Below are 16267 nucleotides of genomic sequence, written 5' to 3' on the forward strand. Positions count from 1 at the left end.
AAGCTAAGCCTTTCAGCGCCGATGGTACTGCAGGGGGGACCCTGTGGGAGAGTAGGACGCCGCCGAACAATTCTTCAGCCTCAACCCCCGAACTCTGGTTCGGGGGTTGAGGCTTTTTTGCGTACCATCGCGCCATGACGACCTATGCGATACGTGCCTCCCGTCCCGACGAGTGGCGTGCTCAGCGGGCACTGCGGCTGGAAGCCCTCAAGGACCCCGCGAGTGGTGTGGCCTTCGTCAACACCTACGACACGGAGGCGGCTTTCCCGGACGAGGTGTGGCAAGAGCGGGCGCGCACGCAGTCGTTCGTCGCGGAGACCGAGGCCGGCGATCGGGTGGCCAATGTCGCTGTGCTCGTCGAGACCGGTGAGCAGTACGACGTGCCGCAGACGCATCTGGTCGGGGTGTACGTTCGGCCCGAATTCCGCGGTGGCGCGCTGGCCTCGGAATTGCTCGGAGCGGCCGTCGCATGGTCCTGGCAGCTGCCGGAGAACGTGCGGCGGGTGCGGCTGTGGGTGCACGAGGACAACCACCGTGCGCAGGCGTTCTACAAGCGCCTCGGCTTCGTCAGGACGGGCCGGACGATGGCGTTCCCGCTGGACGAGTCGCAGACCGAGTACGAGATGGCCCTGGAACGTCCCTAGGGCATCTGCACCGCGTCGGGGATCTCGGCGAGGAGAGCCGGGGGCTGGGTGCCGAGGACGAGGCGCTTGTCGGCGCGTTGCCAGACCGGGGAGCGCCAGGGGTCCCGGGCCTGTTCGGGGGACCGGAGCACGGCCAGGGTGGGGAGCCCGGTGCTCGAACCCGTGGCGAGGAGGTCCGGGAGTTCCGGGACCGGCGCCAGGGCCGCGACGTCGTCGAGGACGAGGGTGAGTGGTGGGTCGAGCCGACCGGCGGGTGACCTGGCGGCCATGCGCCGGCCGTGCTCGACCACGCTGGAGACGAGTGCGGTGAGCAGCGGCATCGCACCCGGGTGGGTTCGCGGGTCCTCGTTGAGTTCGCCCACCACGTACAGCGTGCCCAGATCCGTCAGGAATGACTCCAGGTCGAGCGAGTCGGCGCGGCCGGGGTTGCAGGCGTCCCTGATGTGGACGGAGTTGAGCGATTCCAGGGCCCGGTGGACGAGGGCCTGGGCGGCGTCGCGGCGGTCGGCGTGGGCGTGCAGGACCGACTCCAGCTCGCCGCTCCAGCCGGGGGCGGCGCGGGTGTGGGTGCGCAGGATGCGTACGGCGTCCTGGCCGTTGCTGCCGCCCGCCCAGCGGTGGACCTGGCGGAACGGCTGGCCGTCCACCGCGGCGGCGTGCAGCCAGCAGCGCAGCAGGGTCTCGGCGGCGTCGTAGAGGGCCGCGTCGAGGCTCGCGCGGGGCCGTACGGGGAACAGCAGGGCCCGGGATCGGGTGATGGCCGTGGGGACGTCCTCGCAGCCCGTGTGGGGCGCCCAGCGCAGCCGGGCCGGGGTGTCGACGAGGTGGGCAGGGTCGAAGACGTGGACCGGTCCGAGCTTGGCGCGGTTGCCGACGGTCTGGTGGAACGTGTCGGGGTCGGCGGTGGTGACGACGACCGGGCCCGCGGCGTTGAGGACGGCCGGCTGGACCAGGCGCTTGCCCTTGTCGCCGCGCTGCGGGGCGAACACGGCGTAGGTGCGGGTGAGCTCGCGGTCGACGGAGACCTCGGCGGCCGCCGGGGGCTCGGCGCGCACGGGGGCGGGGTCGGCGTCCGCGGCGGGATCCACCGCGGGGGACGGAGCCGGCACCGGCGCCGTGGCCGTGGGGCTCTGTCTGGCGGGGCGCGGGACCAGCGGCGCGGAGCCTTGGCCGGGCGCCGTCTCCGCCGCGGTCTCTGCCGCCGCCTTGGCCGCCGCGCGGCGGGCGGCCCGGCGCAGCCTGGTGCGGGCGATGGTTCCCATGACGAAGACGGTGAGGACGAACAGCACCATCAGCTGCCCGATGAAGACGCCCCAGAAGAGACCCGACCCGGGCAGTCCCGCCGGCGGGGCGGGAGCCCAGGCCCCCGCGATGTCGTGGGGCTGGGCGATGAGGTGGCGCATGGCCAGGGGCGTCCGGGTGAAGTGGACGTCGGCCGGCCAGGCGCGGTGGGAGAGGAGCCCGGCTATCCCGGTGCCCGTCCACACCAGGATCGTCATGCCGAGCAGGAAGCCGATCACGCCCAGGATGAGGCCGTCGGGGATGCCGCCCTCACGCTCCTGGCTGCTGTGCTGTTGTCTCGCCATGGTCAGGCCACCGTTCAGGCCACCGCGTCGTCGGCCATGTGTTTGTCGAGGGAGACCGGGGGTTCGCCCTGGGTCGGATCCTCGTCGTAGTCGTTGACGGAGCCCTCGGTCATGGCGCGGTCGGTGTAGACGAGGGGGCGTTCGGTCTCGGTGATGAGGTGCTTGACGACCTGGACGTTGCCGTTGACGTCCCAGACGGCGATGCCGGGGGTGAGCGTCGGGATGATCTCCACCGCCCACCGGGGCAGGCCCAGCACCCGCCCGGTGGAGCGGGCCTCGTCGGCCTTCTGGGCGTAGATGGTGCGGGTGGAGGCCATCTTGAGGATGGCCGCGGCCTCCTTGGCGGCGGCGCCGTCCACGACGTCGGAGAGGTGGTGGACGACGGCGACGAAGGACAGTCCGAGCCGGCGGCCGAACTTCAGCAGGCGCTGGAAGAGCTGGGCCACGAAGGGGCTGTTGATGATGTGCCAGGCCTCCTCGACCAGGAAGATGCGCTTCTTCCGGTCGGGGCGGATCCAGGTGTGCTCCAGCCAGACGCCGACGATCGCCATGAGGATCGGCATGGCGATGGAGTTGCGGTCGATGTGGGACAGGTCGAAGACGATGAGTGGCGCGTCCAGGTCGATGCCGGCGGTGGTCGGGCCGTCGAACATGCCGCGCAGGTCGCCGTCGACGAGCCGGTCCAGCACGAGCGCGACGTCCAGGCCCCAGGCGCGGACGTCCTCCAGGTCGACGTTCATCGACTCGGCGGAGTCCTCCATGGGGTGGCGCAGCCGCTCCACGATGTCGGTCAGGATCGGCTGCCGGTCCGTCACGGTCTCGTGCACGTAGGCGTGGGCGACCTTGAGCGCGAAGCCGGACCGCTCGTCCAGGCCGTGGCCCATGGCGACCTCGATGATCGTGCGGAGCAGCGCCAGCTGGCCCGTCGTGGTGATCGCGGGGTCGAGCGGGTTGAGCTTGATGCCGCCGTCGAGGGCGGCCATCGGGTCGAGCCGGATGGGAGTTATTCCGAGCGCCTTGGCGATGAGGTTCCACTCGCCGACGCCGTCCTCGCCCTGCGCGTCCAGGACGACGACCTGGCGGTCGCGGAAGCGCAGCTGCCGCAGCACGTAGGTCTTCTCCAGGGCGGACTTGCCGTTGCCGGACTCGCCGAGCACCAGCCAGTGGGGTGCGGGCAGTTGCTGCCCGTACAGCTGGAAGGGGTCGTAGATGTACCCCTTGCCGGAGTAGACCTCTCGGCCGATGATCACGCCCGAGTCGCCGAGGCCGGGAGCCGCGGTCGGCAGGTAGACGGCCTGGGCCTGGCCCGTGGAGGTGCGGACGGGGAGGCGGGTGCTCTCCACCTTGCCGAAGAGGAAGCCGGTGAAGGCGTCGGTGATCGCTGCGAGGGGGTCCAGCATGGCCATGGGGGGAGCGCCTCCTCGGCGTCAGCGGTCGGCGCGCCTGCGGCGCGGGCCTCGGCTCGGCATCGTTGTCCCTGTCGTCCTTCCCATTAGCGCCGCCCCTGCGGGCGGGGCGTCACGTGCGCATGGGCGCATGCTCGTCCTCCCGGCTACCGGCGGATGCCGGTCGCGAACGGAAGCGTGTTGACGAACGCCCGGTGGTGCTCGCGGTCGCACCACTCCAGCTTGAGGTACGACTTGCCCGCGGAGGCGCGGATCGTGCGCTTGTCGCGGGCGAGTGCCTCGGGGGAGCGGGAGGACACCGTGATGTAGCCGACCAGGTTGACGCCCGCGGCGCCGGAGGCGAGGTCTTCGCCGCGCTGGTCGATACGGCTGTGGTGGGCGATGTCGCGGGGGTCGACCACGCGGTTCATCTTGGCGGCCCGGCTGGCGTCGGCGTCGTCGTTGGTCTTCTCGGTGAGCATGCGCTCGATGGCGACGTCGGTGGGTTCCAGGTCCATGCAGACGGCGACCGTGCGGATCACGTCCGGGGTGTGGACGAGCAGCGGCGCCAGGAAGTTGACCCCGACCGGGGTGAGCGGCCACTCCTTGACCCACGCCGTGGAGTGGCACCAGGGGGCGCGGGTGGCCGACTCGCGGGTCTTGGCCTGGAGGTACGTCGGCTCGGTGGCGTCCAGTTCGGCCGGCCAGGCGTTGCGGCGGGTCATCGCCTGGATGTGGTCGATCGGGTGGTCCGGGTCGTACATCGAGTGGATGAGGGACGCCAGCCGGGCCTGCCCGAGGGGCTGGCGGACACGGATGTCGGCCTCGGTGAGCCGGGCACAGATGTCGGTCAGCTCGCGGGCCATGACCGCGGCGATGCCCGCGTCCTTGTCGAGGGCCTTGCGGCCGGCGCCGGCGGCCCGGGCGATGGCGTTGCCCTCGGCGGCGAGTTCGCGGCTGTAGTGCATGCAGGCGACGAGGTAGGCGCGGTGCTGCTCGGAGGAGGTCGACACCATGGACTGCAGCTGTTCGTACGAGTCCTTGAGCCACTGGTCGGCGCGGTCGTCGCCGCGCTGGGCGACGTCCTTGGCGTGGGCGTCGGGGTCGGCGGGGAGCGTGCGGGCCAGCATCTGCAGCCGGGTGACGAAGCCGTCGCCGTTGGCCACGTGCTTCAGCAGGGTGCCGAACCGGTCGACCAGGGCCTCCTGGTCCTCGCTGTCGCGCAGGCCGACACCGGGGCCCTCGATCTCGATGGCCGCGGTGACCGTGCGGCGGTCGACGTGCAGCAGGACCGCGATCTCGTCCGGCCCGAAGGGCGCCGACAGCCAGGTGATGCGCCCGATGCCGGGCGGCGGGCCGATCTCGATCTCCCGGCCGTCGAGCCGGGTGCCCGCCTCGAGGGCCGCCGAGCGGTACGTCGGCGTGGAGCGCAGCGTCCTGCGGTAGGTGCGGTTGATCTCGAACCAGCGGTAGAAGGTGCGGCGCCGGTACGGCATGTAGACGGCGGCGAAGGCGAGCAGCGGCCAGCCGGTCAGACCCAGGATGCGCAGCGGCAGGATCGGGATGAGCAGACCGGACATCATGCCGAGGAAGGCGCCCGCGATGATCAGGGCGATCTCGCCCGTCTCGCGGTTCTTGCCCACGATGGCGTTGGGGCGGGCCTTGCCGATCAGATACGTACGGCGCTGCTGCGGGGCGGCGTAGGGCTGGGACGTCACCGGCTTTCGCCTCCTGCTGTGGTGCTCTTCCCGCCGTTGCCGCGGTCGGGATTGGTGCGCGGGGCCGGTGCGGGGGCCGGGGCAGTGGAGCCGCCGTTCCGGCTGCTGTGGGCGGCGATGCCGCTGGGCACGGCGTTGGCGGGCTGACCCCCGCCGCCGCCCGTGGGCTGCTCCTGGCCGCCGCCGCGGGAGCTGTGGGTCTTGATGCCCTGCTTGACGAGCGCGGCCGGCGAGGAGATGACGGCGGCCGCCTGGGACTCGGAGCTCGCCTTGCGGTTGCTGCGCAGGCTGGCCACGTCGTCGCCGAAGCCGGGCACGAAGCGGTAGATCATCGCGCTGGCGAAGATGGCCAGCAGGATGATGGCCAGGCCCGACACGACGGCGCCGAAGGCGGTGGGCCCGTCGGAGCCGCTGAGCGCGCCCGCCAGCCCCAGCACGATCACGATGACCGGCTTCACCAGTATCACCGCGATCATGATCCCGGCCCAGCGGCGCACGTGGTGCCACATGTTCTTGTCGACCAGGCCCGAGTACACGGCGGTGCCGAGCAGGGCGCCGACGTACAGCAGCGCGGCCCGGATCACCAGTTCCAGCCACAGGACGCCGGCGGCGAGCACCGAGACCAGGGAGACCACGATCAGCATGATCGGGCCGCCGCCGATGTCGGAGCCCTTGGTGAGCGCGTCCGTGAACGACCCGAAGAACACGTCGGTGTTGGCGGCCGTGCCGGAGGCGATGACCTCGGTGATGCCGTCGGTCGCGGACACCACGGTGTAGAGGATCAGCGGGGTGAACGCGGAGGCGATGACGGTCAGCCACAGGAAGCCGACGGCCTCCGTCAGCGCCTCGGTCAGCGGCACGCCGCGCACGGCGCGCTTGGCGACGGCCAGCAGCCACAGGAGCAGCGTGAGGAACGTGGAGGCGGCGAAGACGACCGCGTACTGGGTCAGGAACGCCTTGTTGGTGAAGTCCACGGCGGCGGTCTTGGTGACCGCCTTCGACAGGCCGTCGATGACCCAGGCGGCGGCGTCGGCGCAGCCCTTGGCGAGCGAGGACAGCGGGTCGAGGGGGTCAGCGACGGAGGGCGTGTGACCGCCGGAGCCGTCGCCGCCTTCGCAGTAGTCGCGTGCCTGGCCGACGATGTAGTCGCAGGCGCTCTTGGTCCCGGTGGGGCTGGGCGTCGGTGAGGGAGCGGCCGCGGCACGGGAGGCGGCCAGGACGAGCGTGGTCTGGGCGGCCGCGACCATGCCGGTGACGGACAGCGTGCGGCGCAGGCGGTTACCGGGCATAGGTGAAGCCTCCGTATCCCTCGACCGCGTTGGCGATCTCGTCCGCGCTCGCCGCCCGGTTGTCGCCGTTGACGGGCGCGGGGCCCTCCTTCTGGCCGGACGACTCGATCTTCCAGTCCCCGCCGGCCCAGGTGAGTTGCTCGGTGATCGTGAACCACGTCTGGGTCACCGGCTTCGTCGATCCCTCACCGGCCAGGCCGACCAGACCAGTGCACCACACCTCCACGGTGGCCCTGCTGCCGGAGAGTTCCGTCACCTTGGAGCCCACGGGGATGGTGCGGGAGACGAACGTGTAGCCGGCCGGGACGCTGCCGTCCTGGTTCAGGCCCACGTTCTGAAGGAAGTTCGGCGAGTACGCCCGGTCCAGGTCGGCCTGGAGGCGGCCGACGACGTCCGGGGCGTGGATCGCCGCGACGATCGCGTGCCGCCGGTCCGGGGCGAACATGCCGTCCGAGCCCAGGGCCACCGCGTAGTTGGCCGCGGCGGACTGCGCGCCCTGGTCCGTGCGGGAGTACCCCGTGGGGATGCCCGCGGACTTGCCGTCGACCGGGCGGGTGCCGGTGGCGGCGGTGGGCTGGGGGGCGGTGCCGCCGCCCGCGGCGCGGTCGCCGTTGCCGGAGCCCGCGGTCCCCCCGCCGTGGTCGCCGCCGCGGTTGACGAAGGCGATGGCGGCGATGAGGAGGACGACGACGCCGACGACCGTGACGAGGCTGCGGCTGGAGCGCGCGGGGCGGCGCGCCGGGACGCCGCTGCCGCCCGGGGACTCGGGCAGCCGGGTGCGCGTGGGCGGGCCGTCCTGGCCGAGGCTCATCGGGGGCTCGCCCCCTTGGGGATCGTCGGTTGAGTGGGCATCAGTACGCAGCCTCGGGTGGGGGACGGGGCCGGGACGGGCCCCTTGGGGACAGTGCGCAGGGGACGGGGCGGGGTGCCCGGAGCGCGGTCGCTAGACCGCCATCCCGTAGACGATGGTGAACAGGGTGCCGAGGGAGCCGATGATGAACACGCCGGTCAGTCCGGCGATGATCAGGCCCTTGCCCTGTTCGGCACTGAAGGTGTCACGGAGCGCCGTCGCTCCGATGCGCTGTTTCGCGGCGCCCCAGATCGCGATGGCGAGACAGAGCAGAATCGCTACTGCCATCACCACCTCGATCATCACGCGCGCTTCGTTCCCCAAGGAGCCGAACGGCCCCCAGTCCGGGGCGATACCACCAATGATGGTGTTGATGTCGCCCTTGTCGGCCGCCAGGAACATGAGAACTCACCACCACGCTAGATCAGTTGGCATCCTCGCCGGGGCGCAAGGAGCCAAGGTCTATCTTGGCGGAGGATGTCGCCGTCGTATGTCGACTCAGCGACTTTCTCAGCCGATTCCCCCGTGTGATCCGGGCCGCAGCCGTCAAAATGGTCGCAGCGGCGTGCGAGCCGGTGTTCGATGGGACTTAGTTGACTACTCTGTGTATCACGGTGGTGAGCGGAGGGCAACGATTGGCGGCGCGCTGGCCGGGGATGCTTCCCGGGGCCTGGCGTACCGTCACGTTCCGTGCCGGGCAGGGTGAGCGGGCAGGCACACGAGGAGGGTGGGGCGGGTGGCGGCGGCGGGTCGTTCGGCGCGCAAGGCCTGGTGGCTGGCGGGGGTGGTCGGCGGACTGTTCATGTCGTTCGTCACGCTGCTCGTCGTCGGCACGTACCTGGTGGCGGCAAGCCTGGCGGGCGGCGGAGGTGGCGCGGTGGCGCTCGCCAAGGGGGCCGTGCCCGCGGCGTACCAGAGCATCGTGCAGAAGTGGGGGAACCTGTGCGACGCCATCAACCCGGCGCTGCTGGCGGCCCAGCTGTACCAGGAGAGCGGCTGGAACCCGCAGGCGCGCAGCCAGGCGCAGGCGCAGGGCATCGCGCAGTTCATCCCCGGGACGTGGGCCACGCACGGTGTGGACGGCGACGGTGACGGCGACCGCGACGTCTGGGACCCGCGGGACGCGATTCCGTCCGCGGCGTCGTACGACTGCGAGCTCGCGCAGTACGTGAAGGACGTTCCGGGCGATCCGACGGAGAACATGCTCGCCGCGTACAACGCGGGCGCGTACCGGGTGATTCAGGCCGGCGGGGTGCCGCGCATCCGCGAGACGCAGAACTACGTCCGGATCATCACCACGCTGGAGAAGAGCTTCGCGGCGCCGGTCGGCGCGGTCGCGCCCTCCCGGCAGGCGGCGGGCGCCATCTACTACGCACAGGAGAAGCTGGGCACCCCGTACCTGTGGGGCGGCAACGGCACGGCGGACCAGGGCGGGCGCTTCGACTGCTCGGGGCTGACGAAGGCGGCGTACGAGTCGGTCGGCATCGAGCTGCCGCGCGTGGCCAACGACCAGTGGAACGCCGGGCCGCATCCCAAGCGCGACGAGCTGCTCCCGGGGGACCTGGTCTTCTTCGCCAACGACCTGACCGACCCGCGCACGATCCACCACGTCGGGATCTACGTCGGCGGCGGGTACATGATCAACGCCCCCTACACCGGCGCGGTCATCCGCTTCGACAGGATCGACAGCCCGGACTACATCGGCGCGACGCGGGTGACGGCGGCGGGCGCGGCGGCGGTCTGAGCGCCCGCCGTCGCGGCGCCGCGGGTCTCCCTTCGGTAACGTCCTGGTGATCATCCGGTGGAGACCGGAACGCCGCGTACCGTGCGGCTCGTTGGACGGGTGACAATGGCTCCTCCGGCCTCGTGTCGTTCGTGCGCGGGGATGCCGCGGAGACAGTTAGGGGTGCACCGGTGGCAGCGCTTTCACTGGACGGCTCCAACCCGGATGTCAGTCTGCTCCGTGACATCAACGGGCTCGCGAAGCTCGCACCGCGCTGGCTGGACCGCGCCGTGGAGGGCATGGCCGAGTACGGGCTGATCCTGCTCATGGTGCTGCTCGCCGGATGGTGCTGGTGGCGAGTGGCGCGCCGCGGCGGTTCCGAGGCCCCGGCGGCGGTCGCCGGCGTGGTCTGGGCCGGGCTCGCGGGCGGCGTCGCGGTGCTGCTGAACGTCCCGTTGCGCAACTTCGTGGACCGGCCGCGGCCGTTCGCCGAACACCAGGGCCTGGACGTGCTGGTCACGAGTACGGGCCGCTACTCGTTCGTCAGCGACCACGCGACCGTGACGATGGCGGTGGCCGTCGGCCTCTTCCTGGTCAGCCGCAAGTGGGGGCTGACCGCCGTCGCGGTCGCGCTCGCCGAGGGCTTCTGCCGGGTCTACATGGGCGTGCACTACCCCACCGACGTACTGGGCGGCTTCGCCCTCGGCACGGCCGTCGCGCTGCTCCTGGCACCCTTCGCGCTGGCCCTGTTGACGCCGCTCATGACGGCGGTGGCCGCCTCCCGGGCGGGGCTGCTGGTACGGGCGCCCCGGGCGGCCGGGACGCCGGCGGCGCGGCGCGGGGAGCCGTACCCGGAGCCCACGGCCGTCGACAAGGACCTGGCGGCCTGAGGGGCTCCCTCCCGTTCCCCGCGCCTGCCGCGGGCCCGCAGGCGGCCCTACAGGGCCTGCTGGAAGGCGAACAGCCGGGTGGGGTCGTAGCGGGCCTTCAGGCGGGTGAGCTTGTCCGCGGCGGAGCCGTAGTAGGCGGCGCGCCAGTCGGTCAGCGTCGGGTCGGTGTAGTTCTGGTAGGCGGCGCCCGAGGCGTACCGGCGCATCGCGCTGTGCAGCCCGTCGAGCCACTGGGTGGTGCCCGGGGTCTCTATGTACTGCGCGAGGAAGCGCGAGCGGCGGTGGACGAAGGCCGTGGCGGTCGGGGAGACCCGGTTGACGGCGCCGCCGAGGGCGGTGAGCGAGACGCTGCCGGCGCCCGAGCGCAGCGCGCCGACCTGGGAGAGCAGGGTCTGGATGCCGGCCTCGGACAGGGAGCGGTCGTAGAAGTCGGACCGCGCGGTGTACGTCTCGCGGCCGAGGCGGCCGGACGGGCTGCGGCCCGGGGTCGTCCCGGGCAGATGGCACTCGGCGGTGCTCTTGTCCGAGCAGCCCGCGTAGGCGAGCGTCGCGTCGAGGTAGGGCCGCGGGTGCAGCGAGACGCTGCTCGCGGGGGAGCCGATGGTGTCGGCGAGCCGGTCGACGGCGTTGGCGAGCTCCGTGCGGGAGGTGATGCCGACGGTGGCGATGCTGATCTGCGGGGAACCGGAGCCCGACTTGTCCAGGTGCAGCGCGGACCAGATCTGGTCCGGCTGCGTGGGGCCCCACTCCTGCCAGGCGCGGATGACCGCCGCGGCCTTGCTCCACGGCCAGGTCAGGTAGCCGGTGACGACCTGCGGCGCGGCCTGGGTGGTGAACGTCAGGCTCGTGACGACGCCGAACTGGCCGCCGCCCGCGCCGCGCAGCGCCCAGAACAGCTCGGGGTTCTCGTCGGCGCTGCAGCGCAGCACCCGCCCGCCCGCGGTGACGATCTCGGCAGCGGTGAGGCTGTCGCAGGTCAGCCCGTAGGCCCGGCTGATCACACCGTGGCCGCCGCCGAGGGTGAGTCCGGAGATGCCGACGGTCGGGCAGGAGCCGGCCGGCAGGGTGCGGCCCGCGGCGCCGAGCCGGGTGTAGACGTCGATCAGTTTGGCGCCGGCGCCGATGGTGGCCGAGGAGCCGGAGCGGGTGATCTTCGCGAGGGACGAGACGTCCAGGACGAGTCTGCCCTTGCCGCCCGAGTAGCCGGCGTAGGAGTGGCCGCCGTTGCGGATCGAGACGGGGACGCCGGTGCGGCGGGCGAAGTCCAGGCACTCGCGGATGTCCTCGGTGCCGGAGACGTAGGCGACCGCGGCCGGCCGCTGGCCGTCGAAGCGCGTGTTGTACAGCAGCCTGGCGGTGGCGTAGTCCGCGTCGCCGGGGCGGACGAGCCGGCCGCCGAGGGAGTGGCCGAGGGCCTTCCAGTCGGGCGGGACGGTCGCGGCGGCGCTGGTGGCGCCCGCGGGGGGTCCGCTCGCGGCGGTGGGCGTACCGGTCACGGTGGGCGCGTCACTGGGTATGCGGCTCCCGGTGGCTGCCGGGTTCCCGGACCCGGCCGGGCCGCAGGCCGCGGTCAGCCAGGTCGCGGCGGTGATGCCGGCGCCCCCGCGGATGAGTGCTCGTCGGTTCAACGTGGGCGCCCTCTCGCTCTGGAAACCCTGTGCTTCCTCTGGTGATGACGGCGGGAGGGGTGCGTCGGTTGTGAGGCGTACGCCACACCGGCGGGACGCGCGCCGGCGGTCAGGACCCGGCGTGCTCGGCGGCGTCGCGCCGGGCGCGTTCGCGGGCCCGGCGCGAAGGGCCGCGCCATCCGCACGAGCAGGTCGCGAAGGAGAAGGAGCCCTTCTCCTTGGTGGTGGCGTGGTGCGGGGGAGGGGGATCACTGGGGCGCACGCGTCAAAGCTACCGGCCGTGACGCGGTGCCCTGACCCTCGTTATGCCGCGTGAGGGCCTGGACGGCGGCACGGTGCAGGGGGTAGGCGCAGATGGGGCAGGTCAGTCGGGCGACCGCCGCGGCCGTGGGACTCGGGATGTGCGCGACCGCACTCGCGGGATGCTCCGGCAGCGGCGAGGCCGTGGAGGTGGGTACCGCTCCCCGTGACGCGGATCGCGCGGTGCGGCAGGCGGCCGACGCGCTGGTCCGGGCCGGCAGCTCGAAGGTCCGCACGTCGATGGAGACCGCCAGCGGCGGTACCAAGGTCACCATCACCGGCACCGGGAGCTTCGACTACGCCGCGCGGCGCGGCAGCCTCCGGCTCGTACTGCCGCCCGACGCCGCGGGTGCCGCGGAGCACGCGCCGGTCACGGAGCTGCTGACCCCCGGGGCGCTCTACATGAAGAACCGGGGCGAGGGCGTCCCGGCCGACAAGTGGGTGTGGGTCGACACCACCCGGCTGCCGGACGGCAATCTCGTCACCGGCGGCGCGACCGACCCGCTGGTCGCGGCGGAGCTGCTGCGCGGCGCCCGCGACGTGCGGCTGGTGGGCGTGGAGACGGTGGACGGCGCCCGGGTGCGGCACTACCGGGGTGTGACGGACATCGCGCGGGCCGCGGAGACGTCCTCGGTGCCGGCCCGCGGCTCGTTGCGGGCGGCGGCGGGCGGGTTCTCCGTGACGCGGGTGCCCTTCGACGCCTACCTGGACGACGCCGGTCTGCTGCGCAAGGTCCGGCAGCGTTTCACCTTCGCCAACGCCGGGGTCGCGGGCGGCCAGAGTGCCCCGACCGCGGTCACGGTGGTCTCGACCACCGGGATGTACTCTTTCGGGGCGCCGGTACGGGTCGTCCTGCCGCACGCGACCGACATCTACACCGGGAAGATCGTTTCTGCGGCCGGTCCCTAGAACCTTGCGGAAATGGCCCGTCCGTGTCATGCACGGACCGTGCGCCGGTCCCTACGCTGGGCGGGGAGGAGGTGGTGCACGTGGCGATGTGGCTCCTGGACCAGGACGATCAGGTCCACGTGGCCCTCGCGGAGATCGAGTTGTGCTGCGAGCTGATGATCGCCGCCTCGGCGACCGCCGAGGAACGGCTGAGCTCCGAGCGCATCGATGAGGTGCTCAAGGTGGAACCACGCGTCCCCGCGCAGGGGCGCCGGCGCGGCTAGCTCCGCAGCAGCCGGGCTATGGCGGCGGTGGCCTCGGCGACCTTGTCGTCCGCTTCGGGGCCACCCTTGGCGGCCGCGTCGGCGACGCAGTGCCGCAGGTGCTCCTCGAGCAGTTGCAGGGCGAAGGACTGCAGGGCCTTTGTGCCGGCGGACACCTGGGTAAGGATGTCGATGCAGTACACGTCCTGCTCGACCATCCGCTGGAGGCCCCGGATCTGCCCCTCGATACGGCGCAGCCGCTTCAGGTGCTGGTCCCTCTGTTCGGCGTACCCGTGCTGGTGCGGCGGATGCTCCGCGGACCCGTCGGCCCCGTCGGCCCCCGGCTGTTCGCCGTGCGGAGCCGTGTCGCCGGTCTCGGTGACCGTCATGGCGTCCCTCCTGCCCCCGATATACCCCTGCCGGGTATATCGTACCGAATTCGCCTCATTGTGCGAGCGTGCACGGGGAGGAGCCCCGATGGGGACCGTTTGCGACCATGAGCGACACTGTAAGACGCCGGTTAGCCCTGGCCGTGCGATGCGCCTAGCATCAATGCGACCGAAACCGATGTATTCCGAGGACTTCACGTGCGCTTTCGTCTGACCCCAAGGGAGACGAGCTTCTACGACATGTTCGCCGCGTCCGCGGACAACATCGTCACAGGATCGAAGCTCCTGATGGAACTCCTCGGAGCCGACTCCGCCACGCGCGCGGAGATCGCCGAGCGGATGCGGGCGGCGGAGCACGCGGGGGACGACGCGACCCACGCGATCTTCCACCAGCTGAACTCCTCCTTCATCACGCCCTTCGACCGGGAGGACATCTACTCCCTCGCCTCCTCCCTCGACGACATCATGGACTTCATGGAGGAGGCCGTCGACCTGGTCGTCCTCTACCAGATCGAGGAACTGCCGCGCGGGGTCGAGCAGCAGATCGAGGTGCTGGCCCGGGCCGCCGAGCTGACCGCCGAGGCGATGCCGCACCTGCGCACGATGGACAACCTCACCGAGTACTGGATCGAGGTCAACCGCCTGGAGAACCAGGCCGACCAGATCCACCGCAAGCTGCTGGCCCACCTCTTCAGCGGCAAGTACGACGCCATCGAGGTGCTCAAGCTCAAGCAGATCGTGGACGTCCTGGAAGAGGCGGCGGACGCCTTCGAGCACGTGGCCAACACCGTGGAGACCATCGCGGTCAAGGAGTCCTGACCCAGGTGGAGACCTTCGCTCTGGTCGTGACCGTCGGGGTCGCGCTCTTCTTCACGTACACCAATGGCTTCCACGACTCGGCGAACGCCATCGCCACCTCGGTGTCCACCCGGGCGCTGACCCCGCGGGCCGCGCTGGCCATGGCCGCCGTGATGAACCTCGCGGGCGCCTTCCTCGGCACCGGGGTCGCCAAGACCGTCAGCGAGGGCCTCATCGAGACCCCGTCCGGCCGGTCGGGGATGGGCATCCTGTTCGCCGCGCTGATCGGGGCGATCGTCTGGAACCTGGTCACCTGGTACTACGGCCTGCCCTCCTCCAGCAGCCACGCCCTGTTCGGCGGTCTGGTGGGCGCGGCGCTGGCCGGCGGCACCGGGGTCATCTGGTCCGGTGTGATCGACAAGGTCGTCCTGCCGATGTTCCTGTCTCCGATCGTCGGCCTGCTGGTCGGCTACCTGGTCATGCTGGCTATCCTGTGGATCTTCCGCAGGGCCAACCCGAACAAGGCCAAGCGCGGCTTCCGGATCGCGCAGACCGTCTCGGCGGCGGGCATGGCGCTCGGCCACGGCCTGCAGGACGCCCAGAAGACCATGGGTGTGGTGGTGCTCGCCCTGACCATCGCCGACGTGCAGAAGGCGGGCGACGGGATCCCGGTCTGGGTCAAGCTCGTCTGCGCGGCGATGCTCTCGCTCGGTACGTACGCGGGCGGCTGGCGCATCATGCGGACCCTGGGCCGGAAGATCATCGAGCTGGACCCGCCGCAGGGCTTCGCCGCGGAGACCACGGCGGCGTCGATCCTCTACACCACGGCCTACATCTTCAAGGCGCCGATCTCCACGACCCACGTCATCACCTCGGCCATCATGGGCGTCGGTGCGACGAAGCGGGTCAACGCGGTCCGCTGGGGCGTCGCCAAGAACATCGTCGCCGGCTGGTTCATCACCATGCCGGCCGCGGCGCTGGTGGCCGCGGCCACCTACGGCGTGGTGCACTTCGCCTTCGCCTGAGCCGCTCGGGGAAAGCAACAGGGCCCGCCCCCCGGAGGGGGCGGGCCCTTCGCCTTGCGGTGGCACCGCCATGCAGCACCGCAGGACGGTCAGGGGCGGCGGTTTCGGCTCAGCCGAAACGGCCGGAGATGTAGTCCTCGGTCGCCTGGACGGAGGGGTTGGAGAAGATGCGCTCGGTGTCGTCGATCTCGATGAGCTTGCCGGGCTGGCCGACCGCCGACAGGTTGAAGAAGGCGGTGCGGTCCGAGACGCGCGCGGCCTGCTGCATGTTGTGGGTGACGATGACGATGGTGAAGCGCTCCTTGAGCTCACCGATCAGGTCCTCGATGGCGAGGGTGGAGATCGGGTCGAGCGCGGAGCACGGCTCGTCCATCAGCAGCACCTCGGGCTCGACCGCGATCGCGCGGGCGATGCACAGACGCTGCTGCTGACCGCCGGAGAGGCCGGAACCCGGCTTGTTCAGGCGGTCCTTGACCTCGTTCCACAGGTTGGCGCCGCGCAGCGACTTCTCGACGATGGTGTCGAGGTCGCTCTTGCGCTTGACGCCGTTGAGCTTGAGGCCCGCCGCGACGTTGTCGTAGACCGACATCGTCGGGAAGGGGTTCGGGCGCTGGAAGACCATGCCGACCGTGCGGCGCACGGAGACCGGGTCCACGCCCGCGCCGTAGAGGTTCTCGTCGTCCAGCAGCACCTTGCCCTCGACGCGGCCGCCGGGGGTGACCTCGTGCATGCGGTTCAGGGTGCGCAGGAAGGTGGACTTGCCGCAGCCGGAGGGGCCGATGAAGGCCGTCACCGTGCGCGGCTCGATGTTCATCGAGATGTCGTCGATCGCCTTGAATGCGCCGTAGTAGGCGGAGAGGCCGCTGACGTCGATTCGCTTGGCCATGGTGG

Annotated in this window: 17 protein-coding genes; 7 read left to right on the forward strand and 10 right to left on the reverse strand. The window is 71.5% G+C overall.

What is annotated here, in order from left to right:
* The first annotated feature begins 134 nt into the window (after positions 1 to 134).
* A complete protein-coding gene (locus ACIP98_RS23650) occupies positions 135 to 644 on the forward strand; it encodes a GNAT family N-acetyltransferase (RefSeq protein WP_401977815.1) in 510 nt (169 codons plus the stop codon).
* On the opposite strand, the gene ACIP98_RS23655 is transcribed toward ACIP98_RS23650, so the two are convergent.
* From ACIP98_RS23655 to ACIP98_RS23680, 6 genes are all read right to left on the reverse strand, one after another.
* On the reverse strand, positions 641 to 2230 hold the full coding sequence (locus ACIP98_RS23655) for a type VI secretion protein (RefSeq protein WP_401977817.1): 1590 nt from the start codon (positions 2228 to 2230) through the stop codon (positions 641 to 643). The genes ACIP98_RS23650 and ACIP98_RS23655 overlap by 4 nt on opposite strands.
* A gap of 14 nt (positions 2231 to 2244) precedes the next feature.
* Positions 2245 to 3636 (reverse strand): ATP-binding protein, encoded by a 1392-nt coding sequence (locus ACIP98_RS23660; RefSeq protein WP_401977818.1) that lies wholly within the window; start codon positions 3634 to 3636, stop codon positions 2245 to 2247.
* A gap of 146 nt (positions 3637 to 3782) precedes the next feature.
* Positions 3783 to 5333 carry an SCO6880 family protein gene (locus ACIP98_RS23665; protein ID WP_319663449.1) on the reverse strand — a complete coding sequence of 517 codons (1551 nt, stop codon included), beginning with the start codon at positions 5331 to 5333 and terminating at the stop codon, positions 3783 to 3785.
* Positions 5330 to 6622: a hypothetical protein gene (locus ACIP98_RS23670; protein ID WP_401977819.1), complete on the reverse strand. Its 1293-nt coding sequence runs from the start codon at positions 6620 to 6622 to the stop codon at positions 5330 to 5332. The genes ACIP98_RS23665 and ACIP98_RS23670 overlap by 4 nt, the downstream gene beginning before the upstream one ends.
* Positions 6612 to 7433 carry a hypothetical protein gene (locus tag ACIP98_RS23675; protein ID WP_401977820.1) on the reverse strand — a complete coding sequence of 274 codons (822 nt, stop codon included), beginning with the start codon at positions 7431 to 7433 and terminating at the stop codon, positions 6612 to 6614. Before ACIP98_RS23675 ends, ACIP98_RS23670 begins: the two co-directional genes overlap by 11 nt.
* Positions 7434 to 7565: 132 nt before the next feature.
* Positions 7566 to 7874 carry a hypothetical protein gene (locus ACIP98_RS23680; protein WP_319140882.1) on the reverse strand — a complete coding sequence of 103 codons (309 nt, stop codon included), beginning with the start codon at positions 7872 to 7874 and terminating at the stop codon, positions 7566 to 7568.
* 400 nt (positions 7875 to 8274) lie between these two features.
* On the opposite strand from ACIP98_RS23680, the gene ACIP98_RS23685 reads away from it, so the two are divergent.
* Positions 8275 to 9216, forward strand: coding sequence for a bifunctional lytic transglycosylase/C40 family peptidase (locus ACIP98_RS23685; RefSeq protein ID WP_319663612.1), 942 nt, complete (start codon positions 8275 to 8277; stop codon positions 9214 to 9216).
* Between the two features lie 170 nt (positions 9217 to 9386).
* Positions 9387 to 10085 carry a phosphatase PAP2 family protein gene (locus ACIP98_RS23690; protein WP_319663454.1) on the forward strand — a complete coding sequence of 233 codons (699 nt, stop codon included), beginning with the start codon at positions 9387 to 9389 and terminating at the stop codon, positions 10083 to 10085.
* Positions 10086 to 10132: 47 nt separating this feature from the next.
* Here the strand turns inward: ACIP98_RS23690 and ACIP98_RS23695 are convergent, their stop codons facing one another.
* Positions 10133 to 11713 (reverse strand): FAD-binding oxidoreductase, encoded by a 1581-nt coding sequence (locus ACIP98_RS23695; RefSeq protein ID WP_319663455.1) that lies wholly within the window; start codon positions 11711 to 11713, stop codon positions 10133 to 10135.
* 109 nt (positions 11714 to 11822) lie between these two features.
* Positions 11823 to 11975: a hypothetical protein gene (locus ACIP98_RS23700; protein ID WP_319663456.1), complete on the reverse strand. Its 153-nt coding sequence runs from the start codon at positions 11973 to 11975 to the stop codon at positions 11823 to 11825.
* Positions 11976 to 12067: 92 nt separating this feature from the next.
* Here ACIP98_RS23700 and ACIP98_RS23705 point away from each other — a divergent pair, with 92 nt between their 5' ends.
* Entirely contained in the window at positions 12068 to 12922 is an 855-nt protein-coding gene (locus ACIP98_RS23705; protein WP_401977823.1) for a hypothetical protein, read from the forward strand.
* A gap of 80 nt (positions 12923 to 13002) precedes the next feature.
* Entirely contained in the window at positions 13003 to 13185 is a 183-nt protein-coding gene (locus tag ACIP98_RS23710; protein WP_319663623.1) for a hypothetical protein, read from the forward strand.
* Here ACIP98_RS23710 and ACIP98_RS23715 read toward each other — a convergent pair.
* On the reverse strand, positions 13182 to 13553 hold the full coding sequence (locus ACIP98_RS23715) for a metal-sensitive transcriptional regulator (RefSeq protein ID WP_319663458.1): 372 nt from the start codon (positions 13551 to 13553) through the stop codon (positions 13182 to 13184). The genes ACIP98_RS23710 and ACIP98_RS23715 overlap by 4 nt on opposite strands.
* 198 nt (positions 13554 to 13751) lie before the next feature.
* Here ACIP98_RS23715 and ACIP98_RS23720 point away from each other — a divergent pair, with 198 nt between their 5' ends.
* Both ACIP98_RS23720 and ACIP98_RS23725 read left to right on the forward strand, forming a co-directional pair.
* On the forward strand, positions 13752 to 14372 hold the full coding sequence (locus ACIP98_RS23720) for a DUF47 family protein (protein WP_319663459.1): 621 nt from the start codon (positions 13752 to 13754) through the stop codon (positions 14370 to 14372).
* A 5-nt stretch (positions 14373 to 14377) separates the two neighbouring features.
* Positions 14378 to 15376: an inorganic phosphate transporter gene (locus tag ACIP98_RS23725; protein WP_319663460.1), complete on the forward strand. Its 999-nt coding sequence runs from the start codon at positions 14378 to 14380 to the stop codon at positions 15374 to 15376.
* Between the two features lie 109 nt (positions 15377 to 15485).
* On the opposite strand, the gene pstB is transcribed toward ACIP98_RS23725, so the two are convergent.
* Positions 15486 to 16262, reverse strand: coding sequence for a phosphate ABC transporter ATP-binding protein PstB (gene pstB / locus ACIP98_RS23730; protein ID WP_401977825.1), 777 nt, complete (start codon positions 16260 to 16262; stop codon positions 15486 to 15488).
* Positions 16263 to 16267: the final 5 nt, after the last annotated feature.

The sequence above is a fragment of the Streptomyces sp. NPDC088354 genome, from assembly GCF_044753585.1.
In the GTDB taxonomy this organism is placed as follows: Bacteria; Actinomycetota; Actinomycetes; order Streptomycetales; family Streptomycetaceae; genus Actinacidiphila.